This is a genomic window from Paenibacillus sp. FSL H7-0918 (genome assembly GCF_038007025.1).
Lineage (GTDB): Bacteria > Bacillota > Bacilli > Paenibacillales > Paenibacillaceae > Paenibacillus_AQ > Paenibacillus_AQ odorifer.
The window spans coordinates 348,228-365,931 of sequence record NZ_JBBOWJ010000002.1 but is presented as its reverse complement, the minus strand read 5'-3'; the positions used below and the strand labels follow the sequence as shown (position 1 = coordinate 365,931).

14 protein-coding genes are annotated in these 17,704 nt (G+C 45.4%); 4 read left to right on the top strand and 10 right to left on the bottom strand.

All coding sequences use genetic code 11. The features are described 5' to 3' along the window. Positions 1 to 78: 78 nt before the first annotated feature. Positions 79 to 1,731, bottom strand: a complete 1,653-nt coding sequence (locus tag MHI15_RS15580) for an AraC family transcriptional regulator (protein ID WP_341164577.1) — start codon at positions 1,729 to 1,731, stop codon at positions 79 to 81. Positions 1,732 to 1,954: 223 nt separating this feature from the next. Between MHI15_RS15580 and MHI15_RS15575 the strand changes: the two genes are divergently transcribed. Then, positions 1,955 to 2,788 (top strand): metallophosphoesterase family protein, encoded by an 834-nt coding sequence (locus MHI15_RS15575; RefSeq protein ID WP_076220365.1) that lies wholly within the window; start codon positions 1,955 to 1,957, stop codon positions 2,786 to 2,788. A 180-nt stretch (positions 2,789 to 2,968) separates the two neighbouring features. Beyond that, positions 2,969 to 4,036, top strand: a complete 1,068-nt coding sequence (locus MHI15_RS15570) for a serine hydrolase domain-containing protein (protein ID WP_076193439.1) — start codon at positions 2,969 to 2,971, stop codon at positions 4,034 to 4,036. A 52-nt stretch (positions 4,037 to 4,088) separates the two neighbouring features. Here the strand turns inward: MHI15_RS15570 and MHI15_RS15565 are convergent, their stop codons facing one another. Continuing rightward, entirely contained in the window at positions 4,089 to 5,366 is a 1,278-nt protein-coding gene (locus tag MHI15_RS15565; RefSeq protein WP_076185321.1) for a helix-turn-helix transcriptional regulator, read from the bottom strand. Between the two features lie 110 nt (positions 5,367 to 5,476). On the opposite strand from MHI15_RS15565, the gene MHI15_RS15560 reads away from it, so the two are divergent. Next, positions 5,477 to 7,741 carry a glycoside hydrolase family 3 C-terminal domain-containing protein gene (locus MHI15_RS15560; protein ID WP_341164576.1) on the top strand — a complete coding sequence of 755 codons (2,265 nt, stop codon included), beginning with the start codon at positions 5,477 to 5,479 and terminating at the stop codon, positions 7,739 to 7,741. A gap of 106 nt (positions 7,742 to 7,847) precedes the next feature. On the opposite strand, the gene MHI15_RS15555 is transcribed toward MHI15_RS15560, so the two are convergent. Beyond that, positions 7,848 to 9,056 carry an MFS transporter gene (locus MHI15_RS15555; RefSeq protein ID WP_341164575.1) on the bottom strand — a complete coding sequence of 403 codons (1,209 nt, stop codon included), beginning with the start codon at positions 9,054 to 9,056 and terminating at the stop codon, positions 7,848 to 7,850. A 119-nt stretch (positions 9,057 to 9,175) separates the two neighbouring features. Then, positions 9,176 to 10,351 (bottom strand): serine hydrolase domain-containing protein, encoded by a 1,176-nt coding sequence (locus MHI15_RS15550; protein ID WP_341164574.1) that lies wholly within the window; start codon positions 10,349 to 10,351, stop codon positions 9,176 to 9,178. Positions 10,352 to 10,523: 172 nt separating this feature from the next. On the opposite strand from MHI15_RS15550, the gene MHI15_RS15545 reads away from it, so the two are divergent. Beyond that, a complete protein-coding gene (locus MHI15_RS15545) occupies positions 10,524 to 10,982 on the top strand; it encodes an Lrp/AsnC family transcriptional regulator (RefSeq protein ID WP_076185318.1) in 459 nt (152 codons plus the stop codon). Positions 10,983 to 11,106: 124 nt separating this feature from the next. Here the strand turns inward: MHI15_RS15545 and MHI15_RS15540 are convergent, their stop codons facing one another. The 6 genes from MHI15_RS15540 to MHI15_RS15515 form a co-directional block, all read right to left on the bottom strand. After that, positions 11,107 to 11,301 (bottom strand): helix-turn-helix domain-containing protein, encoded by a 195-nt coding sequence (locus MHI15_RS15540; RefSeq protein ID WP_076193432.1) that lies wholly within the window; start codon positions 11,299 to 11,301, stop codon positions 11,107 to 11,109. Positions 11,302 to 11,528: 227 nt separating this feature from the next. Further along, positions 11,529 to 12,455, bottom strand: a complete 927-nt coding sequence (locus MHI15_RS15535; protein ID WP_339172342.1) for a sensor histidine kinase — start codon at positions 12,453 to 12,455, stop codon at positions 11,529 to 11,531. 20 nt (positions 12,456 to 12,475) lie between these two features. Beyond that, positions 12,476 to 13,237: an ABC transporter permease gene (locus MHI15_RS15530; RefSeq protein ID WP_076141190.1), complete on the bottom strand. Its 762-nt coding sequence runs from the start codon at positions 13,235 to 13,237 to the stop codon at positions 12,476 to 12,478. After that, on the bottom strand, positions 13,230 to 14,153 hold the full coding sequence (locus MHI15_RS15525) for an ABC transporter ATP-binding protein (protein ID WP_076301939.1): 924 nt from the start codon (positions 14,151 to 14,153) through the stop codon (positions 13,230 to 13,232). The genes MHI15_RS15530 and MHI15_RS15525 overlap by 8 nt, the downstream gene beginning before the upstream one ends. An 82-nt stretch (positions 14,154 to 14,235) precedes the next feature. Beyond that, the gene (locus MHI15_RS15520; protein WP_076125214.1) at positions 14,236 to 14,928 is read right to left on the bottom strand and encodes a response regulator transcription factor; all 693 of its coding nucleotides are present in this window, start codon (positions 14,926 to 14,928) and stop codon (positions 14,236 to 14,238) included. A 209-nt stretch (positions 14,929 to 15,137) separates the two neighbouring features. Next, complete coding sequence (locus MHI15_RS15515) at positions 15,138 to 17,702, bottom strand: FAD-dependent oxidoreductase (protein WP_341164573.1); 2,565 nt, start codon at positions 17,700 to 17,702, stop codon at positions 15,138 to 15,140. Positions 17,703 to 17,704 lie beyond the last annotated feature (2 nt).

Below are 17,704 nucleotides of genomic sequence, written 5' to 3'. Positions count from 1 at the left end.
TCATTCGCATTTGTAATCATTATAGGGATCACTTATGTGCCTAACCATGCCTTTTTGTTGGAAAAAAGACTTGGACTATTATTGGCCTTCGAATAATGCAACCGCACGTCCAAGCTGCAAACGAATGGAAACTGGATTATAAGGCACCCATTCATCCAGATTGAGCAGATGGATCTTCTTGTTCTGTACAGCAGAAAGCTGGTTCCAATAAGAGGAGTGGAAGATTTCTTCACTGTGTGCAGTGGAGCCTTTTGCGTCTGGAAATACAGTGACTAACAATCGGTCACCGGCATAAGCCTCCAGCTCAGAGACGTCAATCACAAGGGAATGAAACTGGTCGCCGAGTTTATTTATTTGATCCTCAATCAAGGCAGGAGCCTTGAGACCTAGCGATTGATAGATCACATACCCAACATTTCTTGCCCCGTATACGAGTAGTCCATCTGGTTTAATGACCAGAAGGGTTACAATCTCGTTAGCCACCGCGCTTTGCTGCACCACGGCTCGAGCTTCCAGCTCCTCTTGTTCAAAATCGTCCAGCCACTGCTCAGCACGTTCGCTACGGTGAATGGCACGGCCGATCAAGCGCAAGTGGTCTTTCCATCCTAGTTCCTGCCAAGAGATTTCAACAATAGGAGCGACCGCCCGCAGCTGCTCAGCGTTCAAGCCGAATTCTTCCAGATGTTGTGTGGCTGCAATAAGCAATTCAATGTTTGCTTCCAGTAATAACGCTTTTATCTGCTCAGCCGAGCTGTTCGTATGGATGAATTTCATAGACTGTGGTGGTTCCTGGTCAGAAAGATTTAAATACTCGCTGCCCTCTGAAATGGTAACTGCAGGTTCCAGGCCAAGCAGCAGCAAATGACTGGCATAGGGAGTGAGCATCACCGCTACACGTTGGAAAGGGATAAGATTATAGCCTGAAGGAGATGCGCCGGTCTGCTGCTTAAAGCGTCGACTAAGATAGAACTCATCCTTGTAGCCCACCTTTAAAGCAATTTCTCTTAGTGTGCTTGAACTATTAAGCAGTAGTTCCTTCGCTCTGTGAACTCTCAACCTGGACAGATATTCATTAGGGGTAAAGCCCGTAAATTGTTTAAATAGCGTTGAATAATGTGAACCGCTCACACCCGCAATTGCAGCTAATTGCTCACGTGATATTTTTTCACTGAAGTGATTCTCTAAGTATGTGATACTGCGTTCCATTGAGGGCTGCTCACTCACTTCAAATCTTGTTTCCTGCTGCTCCAGCAATTGAAGAAGGATCTGATGGAACAGGATCTGGTTCTGCACATGACGTATTTCACGATCTGGCAACCGGTGAAGATACAATTCCTTCATATTAGATACAATGGCTGGTTCATGAGGAAACAACAGCATATTTGAATTGGATGTCAGTTGGCTTGTCCGCGTCATAGCACTGGAGGGCAGTGCTCGTGTCTGTTCTTGAATCCGGATTGAAAGCTTATAAGCATGAAGCGGCTGCTGGCGATTTGTAATTAGAGAGGCGTAAGTATTCTCGGGGAGAAGGACGACAATGCCTTCCATTAGCTCATAAGTCTGATGATTGACCTCAAGCATACCCTTGCCAGCAGCAATAGCTAGTAGGACGGTTGAATGCTCATGAATCTGAAGTCTTGGCAGATTTGAGGTTCCATACATCGACTGAATACTATCAGCGGTATATAAAGGGAAATGGGACTCCGCCCATTCTGGGACTACGTTATTCAAATCTTAAGCCTCCGTTACCTATAATTCTATGAATGGTATTATATTCTTCACTTCTATGGGACTAATTATAACATCTCTCGTTTGGGACAAGCCGCATAAATGACCACAAAGTATAAGAGAAACTAATCTCCTAGATGAATCCATTGGTCCAAGAGTCCCTAAGGTCAAGCGAATATAAATACTACTATGATCCTTCATCCATTTTAAAAGAGGTGAATCTAAGATGAAAAGACAGGTGAAACCTAGTAGGAAAAGAAGACCTGCCTCCAGACTGCAGCCTAAACGTAGTTTAATTCTTAAAGCAAAAGCGCAAATCATTAACTTTGCGGTTATTGGTGATAGTCATGTGGGGTATGGAAACAGCTCAAGCATTTTTAGTAATCTTTTGCCTAAAGCTGTGAATAACGGGAATAAGAGATTTGTTATTTTTGGAGGAGATAATACGCAAGCGGGAGCTAATCATGGAAATAATGCGAATGCTTACTACAAGGATTTCAAGGATACGGTAACAAGCACGCTTGGGAGTATTCCTTATAAAGCATCTATAGGAAATTGGGAGGCAAGCACACAGTCCTTATTCACACAATATTTAGGTGCTGTTGAAGGTCAAATGAATTTTCCGGGTACGCAGGGGAAGGTCAAGTATGTATGGCTTAATTGTGCGCTTGGACGGTTTACTCCGGGTAGTATAAATTTGTTGAGAAATTTAGATGATAGTTTTTATTATATTATTGATTTTCATTGGCCTCTCAAAGTAAGTGGGATTACGGTGGACCCAACCCATGTATTAAGCGCATCGGAGACGAATAAGTTTTTTTCATCCATTCCTACAAAAGTGAGAGATAAGGTGTTAGCTATTTTTACGCATCATGGACATCTGTTTTACCGAAAGCTTAGTAATATATATCCCGGTTACAACAAAACTAAATTTTTCGTATGCGGATGTTCGGGGGAATATAAATGCAAAACAAATGGTGATCGGGGTTATTACAATGCCACATTATCCATCAACGGGACAACATTTAATGTGGATGCTTTTAAGGTAGCGGTAACTTAGCAAAAACTAAGCTGAAGCTGATTTTCGGGAGAAACCGGGGTCAGCTTTAGTTTTTTTAGCAAATAGCTAATAGAAACTCAACAATTCAGTCACAGGATAATAGTAAACTAGCAGGATTATTTAATATATTTGTATAATAGTTTATATATGTATTAAATGAATCATATTGGAGGGCTACCGATGAGAGGGTTAGTATTTAATTCTTTAGAACAGGCGGGTGTCTCGGCTTTTGGTGTGGAGCGCATTCGTACAGCCGCCGCACAAATGGTTGAAGACAATATCACACCTGCGCAAGTTATTGTTGCTGCGAGAAAGGGGACGCTGCTGGTCCATCAAGCGAATGGGAAATTCGGACCTGAAGCAGACGCAGCAGATTTAACAGCGGATGCTATATTTCCACTCTGTTCCATCACAAAACTATTTACTGCAACCGCTATTATGATGTTAGTGGAACAAGGGAAAGTGGGCCTAAACAGGCCGGTTTCTGATTACATCCCCGAATTTACAGGGGAGAACAAAACAAAGGTATGCGTACATCATTTGTTGACACATACCTCTGGAATTGAGGTTAATGGCGGTTATGATGCACCACTTAGCCATGAGCCAGGTACTGTGATGTCTTACTGTGGATATGGTTATGAGCTATTGGGTGAAATTATACGGCGTGTTAGTGGACAAGCTTATGATGTATTCGTAAAGGAAACTATTTTTAAACCGCTTGGAATGGAAAATACATATTATCGTGTGCCAATGGAAGTGCGGAACAGAGTAGTTAGACGTGCCCCTGAGGCAGCATGCGCGGAATGGGTAGACAGTGAATACAATTTGAATTCTGTATCTGCGGGGGGTGGCGCTTACTCAACGGCTATGGATTTGGCTGTTTTTGGCCAGATGTTCCTTAACGGCGGAATTTATAACGGAGTACGATTGCTTAGTCCGGTAACAGTAAAAGAAATGACCCGCAATCAAATTCCGGGCGTATCCTCACAATATAGAGACGAAGTTTTCCCTGAAGCGTACTGGGGGTACGGATGGGCGATTAATGGCACGAAGCGTGACGGCGGAGATCTGCTCTCTGCAGATGCCTATTCACACTGGGGGGCGGCAGGTCCTTTCCTCTGCGTGGATCCGATTTATCAGACAGTGACGGTTCATTTATCCGTAGAGCTGGATCACCAGAAGCCATTTAAAAATATGTATGTTGATTACTTCAACAATACTGTTCTTGCAGCAATCACAGAGCTGTGATGTCAGCTGCTATTTTCATATCCATTTTGAATTTTTGTTGTGTCTACTTTTCTTAAAGTGTGTTTTCCCTATTTGTTCTAAATTGTTTAGGGGTGATTCCGGTATATTTCTTAAACACTTTGGTAAAGTAGCTCTGATCATTAAAATGTAGGCGTGAGGCGATGTCCGATAAGCTTATCTCTGGTACTTCTATTAATCGTTTTGCCTCTTCAATCCGCTCCAATTGAATAAAATCGCTGATGGTGATGCCGGTCTCCTTCTTAAATAATAGGGAGAGATAACTTCTATTTAATCCTGCAACCTCAGCCAGTCTATCTAAGGAAAGTTCCTCATATAGGTGATTGAAAATATAGTTCTGACAGAGAGCCACGGTGCGCGACAGTTTCGCCATCCGGCTCTCTTTGACATGGTCTGCGAAATCGCAAAGGGCATAAAGAACGGCATGATCTACAGCGGGAATATCTTTTAGTTCTTCGATATGCTGGATATGAAAGTCGCTTAGGGTATAAGAAATTTCCCAGTACAGCCCTCCATCTATAGCTGCACGTGTAGCGAGTGTAATACAAGAGATTGCCAGATTCTTTTTGTTACGTAATTGGCTCCTTTTAGAGAGAAGCCCGTAACTCTCTTCGGAGAACGAAGCTTGAACGCGTAGCAGCTCAGTTTTATTGCCTTTTTTGACATAGTGAAAGAGATTTTTTTCTAGCATGGGCTCGTGGTGCAGCCACGTATTCTCACGGCGATAAGAAATATCCAAATCCAAACTGCCTGAGGGCAGTTGTTTATAGGCAAGAATGCGGGAGTCCAGCAGCAGTTCGCTAAGGGTCAAGGTTTTTCCAGTAACGAGCGAGTATAGCAGCATAGCGGTATGGTATAGTCTCATTTTATTTAACACGGTCAGGCTGCGGTAATAGTTAAGCCATTGCTCCTGAAACTTAAGCGGAACTTCATGATCACGCATCAGACTTACCACACTATCCTCCGTAGGTTGAGCATACAATGAAGGGCCAATCACAATGCTTCCCTCGTTACTGTTGTCTGAGGGTAAATGGAGAATGATGTAATTCTCTAGAAAATTTGTGGTACGAACGATGGGTATGGTAGAAGTCCGTCCATTGCCATTAGAGTTGTTTTCACGGTTAAAAGATTTAGTAATTTCAGAAAGTGGCTCATTAAGGTTATGAACCCAAGGGGCGCACTCGAAGGAGGAAGGCATAGCAAATTCAATTTCCCGATTGGCGTCGAGCAGGAACACGGGAATTTGCTGTGACTCATACATCACTTTACAGATATATTGGACTCTTTCCTTATCCTCCAAATGATCTAACATGTTATGACCTCCTCGCCTAACAAGAATACCAAAAACACAATAATAATGCCATAAATCAAGCATGAAGTATATTAAAATGGGGATAGTATACATTCAGAGGAGGCATTTTTATGAAAACCAAAATTCATGAACTCATATCACAATTGACCCTTGAGGAGAAAGCGGGACTCTGTTCAGGGCTTGATTTCTGGCATACCAAGGGGATTGAACGACTCGGAATCCCTTCTTTGATGGTAACGGACGGACCCCATGGTTTACGCAAGCAAAAAGAGAGTGCCGATCACCTCGGGCTTCATAACAGTGTTCCCGCAACTTGTTTTCCTTCAGCAGCAGGGTTGGCTTCTTCGTGGGATCGGGCACTAATTGAGCGAGTGGGGAAGGCGCTTGGTAAGGAGTGCCAGGCAGAAAACGTTGCTGTTCTGTTGGGACCGGGGACGAATATTAAACGCTCTCCACTGAACGGTCGTAACTTTGAATATTTCTCGGAAGACCCGTATCTTTCTGCCGAGATGGGGGGGAACCATATCAAAGGTGTGCAAAGCGAAGGAGTAGGAACCTCGCTTAAGCATTTTGCCGCCAATAATCAGGAACACCGGAGAATGTCGGTAGATGCGGTTATTGATGAACGGACGCTGCGGGAGATTTATTTGGCTAGCTTTGAAGGTGCAGTTAAGAACAGTCAACCTTGGAGCGTAATGTGTTCTTACAACCGGGTTAACGGTGAATACGCTTCTGAGAGTGAAACGCTTCTAACGCGGATTCTTAGAGATGAATGGGGTTTCGAAGGATTTGTAGTCTCGGATTGGGGTGCGGTCAATGAGCGAGTGAAGGCGCTGCAAGCAGGGCTGGAGCTGGAAATGCCGTCAACGGGAGGACTTGGCGATGCCAAGATTGTCGCAGCGGTGCAAAGTGGGGAACTAGCTGAAGAAACGTTAGACCTTGCGGTGGAGCGGCTGCTCACTTTTATTTTTAAGGCGGTAGACAATCGTAAAGATAATACTTCATTTAATGCTGAAGAGCATCACCAACTGGCACGGAAAGTGGCGAGGGAAAGCATGGTGCTTCTTAGAAATGAGGAGGAAGTTCTACCCTTATCTAAACAAGGTACTATTGCGATCATTGGGGAATTTGCTAAAAATCCGCGTTATCAAGGTGGGGGAAGCTCGCATGTGAATCCAACTCAATTGGATGATGCTTTTGAAGAGATGAGAGGTCTTGCGGGGTCTGCTGAGCTGCTATATGCCCAAGGATATGAACTGGAGCATGATGAGATTAATGAGGTTTTGCTGCAAGAGGCAAGAGAAACAGCGGCAAAAGGTGATGTAGCGGTGTTGTTCCTTGGACTGCCGGATAATTATGAGTCAGAGGGTTATGATCGCAGCCACTTGTCTCTTCCAGAGAGCCATAAAGCGCTGATCGATGTGGTAGCTGAGGTGCAGAGTAATATCGTTGTTGTACTCAGTAATGGCTCACCTGTAGAGATGCCTTGGATTGATAAAACAAAAGGAGTCCTTGAGGGTTATCTAGGTGGGCAGGCGTTTGGGGGTGCCGTAGCAGATTTATTGTTTGGAGAGGTCAGCCCAAGCGGTAAACTGGCAGAGACATTCCCCATGAAGCTGAGCGACAATCCATCCTTTCTTAATTTCCCGGGGGAAGGGGACAAGGTAGAGTATAAGGAAGGTTTGTTCGTAGGTTATCGTTATTATGATAAAAAAGAGATAAAACCGCTGTTTCCTTTCGGCTTTGGTCTCAGCTACACAGAGTTTCAATACAGTCATTTAACAATTTCCAAGAGTAGCATAAAGGACACCGAGACTATTCAGGTTAAGGCTACTGTTAAAAATACGGGCACTCGCGCAGGAAAAGAAATCGTTCAGCTCTATGTTAGTGATGTGGAGAGCAGCGTGATCCGTCCACTGAAGGAACTAAAAGGCTTCCAGAAGCTAGAGCTTCAGCCTGAAGAAGAGCAGGAGGTAACCTTTGAGTTAGATAAACGCTCCTTTGCTTATTACAACGTTAACATTGGTGATTGGCATGTGGAAAGTGGAGATTTTGAAATTGCTATTGGCTCATCATCGCGGGATATTCGTCTGACAACTTGTATCGGAGTAGAATCGACCAATCCGCTTACGATGCGTTATCATCGGAATAGTACTATTGGTGATTTGCTGGATAATCCACGGACAGCGGAAAAAGTGAAGAAATTCAGCAGTGTTTTTGGCTTAGAAGGTGCGATGGATGATAACCCGGAAATGTACATGGCGATGATGAAATATATGCCGCTGCGGGCAATGATCGGTTTCGGCCAAGGGAAATACACGGAAGAAGATTTAGCCAAGGATCTGCAAGAATTTAATACATTGGCTACTAAGTAGAAGTAAGCCAGTGGCACATATTAGTCCTATCTAATATGCACCACTGGCCTTATTTGTGTAAATTTCTTGTCTGGATACCGTTACCCATTAACTCGATAGGTGTGCCTCAACGTTTCCTTGAAGGAAATCCGTAATCTTTAGCGCGCCACGCTACTAGCAGCGCAAGAATCAATAGTATAAACATTACCCACGGGAAGGAGCGGACACCAAGTGTTTCAATAAGAATTCCGCCTATCACTCCGCCACCGCCAATAGCTAGGTTCCATGCCGTCACCAGCATCGATTGGGCCACATCTGCACTTTCGCCAGCGGTTTCGGCAACGGCTGTCTGTAGCAAAGTAGCTGCTCCTCCGAACGTCAACCCCCATACACCAACCACTAAATAGATCACTATGGGCTGGCTGCTACTAATGCCTAGTACAATGGATGACAAGGCAAAAGCAGCTAGGCTGATCAGAACCAATGGACGTAGTTTGCGGTCGATCAAAATACCGATGACCCAGATGCCAACAAGCGCTGTAATGCCGAAAACAAGCAACACCAAGTCAATCCGCTGGGTTAGCCCGGCCTGAGTAAGATAGGGGGCAATATAGGTATACAAGATGTTGTGTGCTAGTACCCATACCAGAACGACAAACAATACCGGCCGTACCCCCGGAATAACAAAAACCTTGTAGAGAGGGAGCCGTTTATGAGGGGCTTCTCCTGGATAGTCCGGTAGCTTCCAAAATACCCAAGCGATCAGCATGAGAGCTAATAGCGACATGAACCCGAAGATAGAGCGCCAGCCTACAAGGGTGCCAAGAAGGGTTCCAGCAGGGACACCGAGTGCCAGAGCGAGAGGTGTGCCAACCATCGCTACCGCCATTGCTCGTCCCTTGAGTGACTCCGGCACCATGCGCCGGGCGTAACCTGCTATCATCCCCCATAAGACTCCAGCGGATACGCCGGCGAAGAACCGAGCTGTTAGCGTAAGTATATAATTGGAAGAAAAAGTGGTGACGGTGTTGAATATGAGAAAACCAAGGATGCACATTAGTAGCAGTGGTCGCCGCCGCCATCCACGCGTCACGGTAGTTAAGGGAATCGCGGCCAACAGGGAACCAAGAGCATACAAAGTGACAAGTTGACCGGCAAGGGCCTCGGAGACACCAAGCCCCTCACCTATTTGGAGCAACAAGCCTGCCGGAATCGTTTCGGTAAGAATACAGATAAACCCCGTCATAGCTAAGGCGAGTAATCCAGCCCATGGCAGACGTTCAGAAGAGGGAGTGCTGGGTGCACTTTGTGTGGCAGAAGATGTGTTTTGGCTCATAGAGAAGCCCCTCTCTTATATAATTTTAGCAAACTCAATGATATAGACGACGAATAGGGTCTACTGGACAGAGAGCCTAGGCTGGTTCATTCCGGACCCAGGCTTCTTGTGTTCATGCTCTATTTATTACGTCTATCATAAATGGCATCACAAAGGTCTACAGTAAACTGACCGGACATGCCTTCCAATGCGGTATTAGTGAAAGCGACGACACTGAGGCGTTGCTTGGGATCTACGAACCACGAATGACCATAAGTACCCCCCATGCGCCAAGTACCCGGAGATTCTGGAGTGTCTGCGGCGACAGGATCCTTTAGTACCGTGATGCCTAGGCCAAAGCCTCGTCCTGGCCAGAAGGCCATTGGCAGATCACCGATCTGGTTGGTCGTCATATCGTGAACCAGTGACTCCGGTAGCAGCGGCGCTCCGCCCTTACGTAATGTTTCCAGCAGTTGCAAAAAATCTCCGGCGCTGCCGACCATGCCAGCTCCTCCAGAAGGATAGGCAGTAGTGTCAAGTGCTCGGCTAGGGGCAAGCAGGAACCCAGCCGTTCCCTCCACAAAGGCAATACTGTCAGGATCAAGTAAGGGCCGTGGCTCTGGAGTATCATTGGCATAGGAAGTGGCCAGCCGTTCTCGATCGACTGCAATAAAACCCGTGTCGCTCATGCCAAGCGGCTTGGTCACGAGTGAATGTACAGCCTCACTGAGCGGTGTTTCTGTGACCTTTGCAATTACTGCTCCCAGCACATCTGTCGCGATGGAATATTTCCACTCGGTACCTGGCGTATAAAGGAGGGGGACAGAGGCAAGACGGCGCAGGTTCTCTTCCAATGTGATGCCGGACTGATCCATACCATCTGATACCCCTGCTGACTGATAGGAACCCTTCTCTTCTTGGAAAAATCGGTAAGACAGGCCCGCGGTGTGCGTCATCAAATGACGAATCGTCAAGAAAGCGAACTCGCCATTCTGCAAACGCGGCTGAAACTCTGGAAGCCAACGATCAACGCGGTCGTCCAGTTGTAGACGACCTTGCGCAACTAATACTAGGGCTGCCGTTGAAACGATAGGTTTAGTAACTGAAGCGAGCCGGAATAAGGCATCTTCTCGCATAAGTCGGCCTAGCTCGCGGTCGGCAAAACCGGCAGCACGGCTATAAACCAGTTCCCCATCTATCGCCACTTTAATGACAGCACCGACCAAGCGCTTGTCAGCGAGGGTTCGATCAATTACTCTATCGATGCGACCTGATAAACATTCTGTAATTATTTTATTTGAATCCAATATACTCAACGGTCTTCATCCCTTCGGAATAGTTAAAGTCAAGAACACTTTACTATTGTAGGGTTATTATATATAACAAGTTATCTTGATTACATAAGGCAACTAAGCTAAATTAGCTTTATAACGGTTAATTACAATCTAGTTAATATAGAAAACCTTAAATTTAAAGGAGGCGATTTTGATGGACCATGTTGATAAGCAAATTCTTTTCCATCTTCAAAATCAAGCAAGAATTTCTATGACAGAGCTGGGCAAATGTGTCGGTTTATCGCAACCTGCGGTTACGGAGAGAGTTAGGCGTATGGAGGAAAAAGGCATCATCAGCGAATATCGCACCATAATTTCTCCTGAAAAGATTGGGAAACAAGCAGCTGCCTACATGTTATTTCATTCTAGGGATTGTAATGCATTCCTTGATTTCTGCCGCTCAAGTCCTGATGTCGTCGAATGTTACCGTATAAGTGGGGAACACAACTACTTATTGAAGGTAGTAACCGACTCTACACGAGCCCTCGAGGAGTTCGGAAATCAATGTGACAAATACGGTACTTACACGATTCTGATCGTGATGTCATCACCAATCGATCATAAATTTCTTATACCCTCGCTTGAAGAAGCAAGCCTAAACTTGCTGAGTTAGATTTTAAACATAATCCGTTAGCCTGTCGTAACAAAAAAAAGACTCTTCTATATAAATAGAGGAGTCTTTTTGGTTTAGATATTTTAATAAAAATGATTGCAGCTGCTCCTTTTTCGTAGATACATCATGGACTTTCTATCTTATAAGTCTGGCGGTATTTTAGTGGAGAAAGCCCGGTGATTTCCTTAAATACCCGACCAAAGTGAGTCATATTATCAAATCCAACATTTTCAGCTATCTTGGCTACTTTAAAGGCAGTATTGATTAACAAGGCACGAGCTTCCTGGTGGCGATAAATATAAATAAGCAGCTCAAACATAAGTGTTTTTATATATAATTCATAGCCGGGAGGTTGCTTCGTAAATTCAGAGACCCTTTTATTGAATAATTTCTCGATAAAGTTTTGTTCAGAACCATTAACCTGAACGGGTGGGAGATCAGTTCGAAGAAGTCCGGAAAAACCTGCAGGCCATTGGCTATCGGGAATGGGCTACCTTCAATAAACGGGTTAGAACAATGGTTAGTCTAGACCAACTATAAAATGAATTAAGTAGCTAAGCTAATGCCAGCATCGCCTAGTTTCCAACGGCAGGTCATTATCAGCTTCTCACCCTCCAGTTCGGCTGTCAGCGTGCCACCCATTTTATTCATTAGACTTTTGGCGATGGAGAGACCCAGCCCGGAAGCTTGAGAAGATCGGGTACGGTCTGCGGTATAGAATCGGTCAAATAAGAGGTTAATATCGCTTCCGACTAGTTCCTTCGCATCGTTTACTATTGTTAAGTCAGCTGTTTCCTGCTGTCGTTCGAAATGGATTTCTACATACCCGGTCGCATGTTTGACCGTATTGACAAGTAAATTTTCGACAACTCTCCGCACAGCGGATTCATCGGCGTATACGGATACATTTTCCTCAGGTAGCCGTATATCCGGTGTAATATTGCGTTCGTTGAAAGAATCGTAAAATCCGACCAGTATTTCCGAGAGTAGAGCCCTCATCCCAAGCTTTTCCGTATGTAGAGGATAATCTAGCGATTCGATCAAGGAAAGCTCAAAAAAATCATTCAGCAGCGCCTGCAGCCGTTTCGTCCGATTTTTAACGATGGCAACATATTCAAGTTTTTCATCAGGGGTAATTGACTCATCCTCCAACAGTTGAATATAACCGAAGATGGAGGTGAGGGGTGTACGGATATCATGTGAAATATTCGCCACAGCCTGACGGAATTCTTGTTCGACACGTTTTCGCTGGGCTTCCGCTTCGACGATTAAATCAGATTGACGATTGATTTGTCCCGCAAGCGCCTCAAGCTTCTGGTCGAATAGAGCCACATCAATTTTTTTACCGGATGCTCGCTCGTTGTAGGTATGCAATTGCTCTGTTATCCGCCCTAGTTCTCGCCTTAACATTAAGAAACGGAAAAGCAGGAGAGCTCCTGCCGCAAACAATATGATTGTCAGAATAAGCAACACTCTCCTGCACCCCCCATTTGTTATTTGATCTCTTTTCGGTGGAATACGAGAATACCGAGTACCCCGGAAACGGCTATTGTCAACAACGGCACGAGTAGAAGCGCTGGCCAATCTCCGCTGTCGATACTGGGCTTACCGATATCGCTCACCCGTTTGAAGATGGAATAATCGTACAAATTACTAAAGAAAGAGATCTTCGAACCTATACTAGCCAAAACCGTATCGATCATAAGGAAGAAAATCATTGAGAAGCCGATAGTTTTTCCGCTGTCGGTTAGGATTACGGTGAACAGCGCCCCGATGGCTGCGTAACCAGCCGTGTACAATAACGTTAGCCCGAGAGCTCGCGGTATGAAAAGTGTAGTGCTTCCTTCCGGCAGATGACCGAAGCCCGAAAGCAGCGTGACTTCGACTGTGCTGACAATAGGAAAGACGAGCGAAATCGCCATGGCTCCAACTGCGAATACGATTAGTTTTGCTGCGAACAGCCGCCCTCTGGTGTTGCCCGAAGAGGCGATCGTCTTCATGACCCCTGTGGAATATTCGTTAGAGATAAAGAATCCAGCCAGAATGGCTACGCCGAATTTAATAATGTAGGCATTGCTTGAAATAAAGGTAGTCAGAAATTCAGCGCCGGTGATCTGAGGTTCCCCATTGGAGCGATGATCAAAATAATATAGCAATGGGTAAGCAAGCGAGAGAACGGAAAGTGCCAATAGAAAAGTCCAAAATGATCTATTCTTACGGAGCTTGAAAAACTCCACTCTGATCAGATTATACATTTGGGTTCCCCCCAATCCGCTTTGTAAAATAACTTTCCAAGTCTTCACCCATAGGCATAAACTTCTCGATCTCGAGGCCGGCATTGAATAACGCTGTTGATACTTTGCCTGGCTGCTCAATACGGCTATACAACTTGATGGTTCCATCCTGCATCACTTCGAAATCGGCCGTACCCAGCTCGTTCTGAATGACGGCTGTTGCCTTGCCCGGATCATCCACTTTGATAAATAAATACTGCTGACATTTCTCGTTTAATTCCTCCGCAGTGAGTTGTTCAAGCAACTGACCGTGATGAATAATGCCATAATGACTTGCCATTAAATGCAGCTCACTTAGAATATGACTTGAGATCATTATCGTAATGCCTAGCTCACGGTTTAGTCGCTTGAGCAGTTCGCGCATTTCGACGACACCCATCGGATCCAACCCATTAGTTGGCTCGTCCAGAATCAGAAATTCTGGATCTCCCAGTAAGGCGATGGCAAGACCTAACCGCTGCTTCATTCCAAGTGAGAAATTTTTGGCTTTCTTCTTTCCGGCGCCCTGCAGTCCAACTTGCTCTAGCATTCTAGGAACACAATCTTTGCCGGGAATACCACGTAGAATCCGGTTTGCTTCTAAATTTTCACTCGCTGTCATATGGGGGAATAAAGCGGGACTCTCGATAATCGAGCCGATTCGCTTACGAGCCTGGATCAGGGCTTGCTCTTCACTGGCTCCGAACAGCTCGATCGTCCCCTGAGTCGGAAAAGCAAGTCCGGTCACAATCCGGATTAATGTTGATTTTCCGGCTCCATTTTGTCCAATAAAACCATAAATAGAGCCTTTACGGATTGACAAATTGACTTTGTCCAGCGCTGTATGGCCCTTGAACTTTTTGGATAGCTGATTTGTTTTTAATACATACTCGTACATCTCGTCTTGGCCTCCTTTTCGTGATAGACCAAGTATAGAATTGAAAACATAAGAAGAGCTAAAGCCAAATCTTAAGAATGTCTTAAGGCTTGAGCCGATAACCTATGCCCCATACCGTCTCGATAAATTCGCTTCCTGGTGCGGCCTTGGTTAGCTTGCTGCGCAAATTGCTCATATGGACATTGACCGTATTATCGTCCCCGTAATATGGCTCGTGCCAGACTCTTTCATACAAATTCGCTTTCGTAAACACCTTTTTGGGGGCTGACAAAAGTAACGAGAGAATTTCAAACTCTAGAGCTGTGAGCGTCAGTTCCACACCATTTGCCGTAATCGACATCGCCTCTCGATGAAGTACAAGACCCTGATGCTGGAGCACGTTAGGCAAAGCCGATTGCGTAATCCGCGAATACAAACGCAGATGAGAATCGATCCGTGCAGAGACTTCCTCAACGTCGAAGGGTTTCGTAATGAAATCATCCGCCCCCGCCCGCAGGGCAGACACCTTGGTCTGGGGCTCACCCTTGGCAGAAATGATAATTACCGACATATCATCCCGCCCGGCAATCTTCTCAAGTAGTTCCTCACCCGACATGCCTGGCAGCATCAGATCCAGTAGCAGCATGCTCCATTGACGTTGCTCCAGATAGAGAAGTGCCTCCGTTCCCGAGTAAGCAGGTTGGGGAATATAGCCGCTTTTCTTGATAATGTTGCACAGCAATCGGTTGATGTCGCTGTCGTCCTCAGCAACAAGAATATGTATCGGGTTATTCATTTAATCTCCTTTTTTTACCTGAAATAGGTCGTTGTTCGGATGAATGCCTATTAAATAGGATAGCAGGTTTTAGATTCTGTATCCAGATCCAGCCAATTTCTGCATTTTAGTTATTCAAATCTATATCACCGATTCTCGTGAGTTCATTTTTATATACGAAAGAGACTCTTCTATTTAAATAGAGGAGTCTCTTTGCGGTGTTAAGGTATTTAGATAAATAGATTATGACCCGACTGATCGGCTTGGCCGAGGTAATAACCAACGCCGCCGATTCCGACACCGTCAATCAGTTCTTCACGAGTGATGCCCATAAGATCCATGGACATTTGGCAGGCGACGATTTCCACACCTTGGTCGATAGCCATCTGAATCAATTCCTCCAAGGAAGAGATATTTTTGCTCTTCATTAGAGAGCGGATCATCTTCGAGCCCATGCCCATCATGTTCATATTTGAAAGCGTCAGCTTCCGGCTGCCGCGTGGCATCATGGCACCGAACATTTTACCGATGAAGTTCTTGTTCACAGGCACCTTTTCATCCTTGCGGATAATATTGAGGCCCCAGAAGGTAAAGAACATTGTGACTTTTTTGCCGCTGGATGCTGCTCCGTTGGCAATGATGAAGGAAGCGATCGCTTTATCCAAATCCCCGCTAAAAACAACCATTGTGCTTGCATTACTAGTTTGAATTACTTGTGCGCCTGCTCCGGTTGGTGCTGATGCTGAAGTCTCGATAACTCCTTTGCGCAGATAAGCTTCGATCATGCCAGTAGGCAGCTTTGTGAGCTGCAAAAGCGTATTGTTGGACATACGAGCCCAAGCCTTGATATCCTCATAAAATCCGGGATCGGAAGCAGTGACCTTCAGGACTTGCCCGTCCAAGAGCGGGTCCATGCTCATTTTAACTTGGATCAGCGGCCCTGGGCAGCACAGTCCGCAGGCATCAAGCACGGAATCAGGTGCTGTGAAAGCTGCAGCGTTAACGGTTGGTGTAACTGTGCCAGTTCCAGTCTCTGTCCCAGTTCCAATCCTAGTTTCAGTCTCAGTCTCCGTCATTGCTCCCGTTGCTGCGATTTCTTTACTGGCTGCTGGTGTACCAACGTTTGGCGTCAAGTTATCTTTTTTTTTAGGCGTAAATTGGATCATCTGATAGGTTTTATAACCGCCGGTCAGGTTTTTCACACGGTAACCTTTTTGCTGTAAAATCCGGGAAGCGGTGTAGCCTCTGAGTCCAACTTGGCAATACACCCAAATTTCTTTACTAGAGTCAAGCTTGCTTAGCCGACCACGCAGATCATCCACAGGGATGTTAATGGACCCTTCAATATGACCATTAGCATGTTCGATTTCCGAACGTACGTCAACTAAAATGGTATTGTTTTTGTCACGACCTTCTAAATCCTTAGGGACGAATACCGTAGTCAAACCATGCAAAATATTTTCAGCGGCAAAGCCAGCCATATTCACCGGATCTTTAGCGGAAGAATAAGGAGGGGCATAAGATAGCTCCAACTCCGTCAAATCAGTGACCGTACCTCTAAAACGAATAACTGTAGCGATATCGTCGATACGTTTGTCTACACCACTGTAACCTACAGCTTGTGCTCCTAGCACCGTACCTTTTGGATCAAAAATCAGCTTCATAGATATCGGGGTTGCCCCCGGATAATAGGTTGCGTGTGAGCTTGGATGTATATAAATCACGTGATACGGCAGACCCAAACGTTGTAATGTTTTTTCATTATTACCTGTAGAAGCACCTGTGACTCCAAAAACCTTTATTATAGAAGTCCCTTGTGATCCTTTGTAAGTTGTGCCGAGACCACTGACGTTGTCCGCAGCAATCCGCCCTTGTTTATTGGCAGGACCAGCTAGTGGAATGGCGGTTTTTGTTCCGTTTACGAAATCAACCACCTCAACCGCGTCACCTACAGCGAACACTTGATCCAGATTGGTCTCCATCCGCTCATTGACTAAAATATGGCCACGGGGACCGAATTCTAAGCCACTGTCCTTCAGAAAAGAGGTATCCGGAGAAACGCCGATAGCCAGCAGAACCATATCACTTTGCAGTACAGTGCCACTTGCTAATTGCACCTGTATTTGTTCTCCCACCTCAGCAAACCCTTGGACCATATCGGAAAAAATAAGATTAACGCCATGCTCGTCGAGTTCTTTTGCCAAAATAGAAGACATTTCAGTATCGAATGGAGCTAATATTTGTGGTCCTGCTTCAATTAAGGAAACTTCCAGACCAGCTTCTCTAAGGTTCTCAGCCATTTCCACACCGATAAATCCACCACCGATCACCACGGCCGAACGTGTGCCTTCCGCAGCGACTTTAGCTTTGACTTTGTCAGTGTCGGGAATGTTACGCAACATGTGTATTTGGGAACTCTCGATACCGGGCAGATTCGGACGAATCGGTTTAGCACCTGGCGATAAAATAAGCGCATCATAGCTCTCTTCATAGGAGCCTTTTTCTATGCTTTCTACTCGCACTTTTTTGTTCACGGGGTCGATAGACACGACTTCACTTTGAATCCGAACATCGATGTTAAAACGTTTGTGCATCGCCTCCGGTGTCTGCACCAGCAGCTTGGAGCGGTCCTGAATGGACCCACCGATATAATAAGGAAGTCCGCAATTGGCAAAAGAAATGTACGGATCACGCTCAAACATTACAATATGCGCATCTTCATCTAATCTCCGAAGTCGGGCGGCTGCTGACGCGCCTCCTGCAACTCCACCAACAATCAATACTTTTTTACTCATGA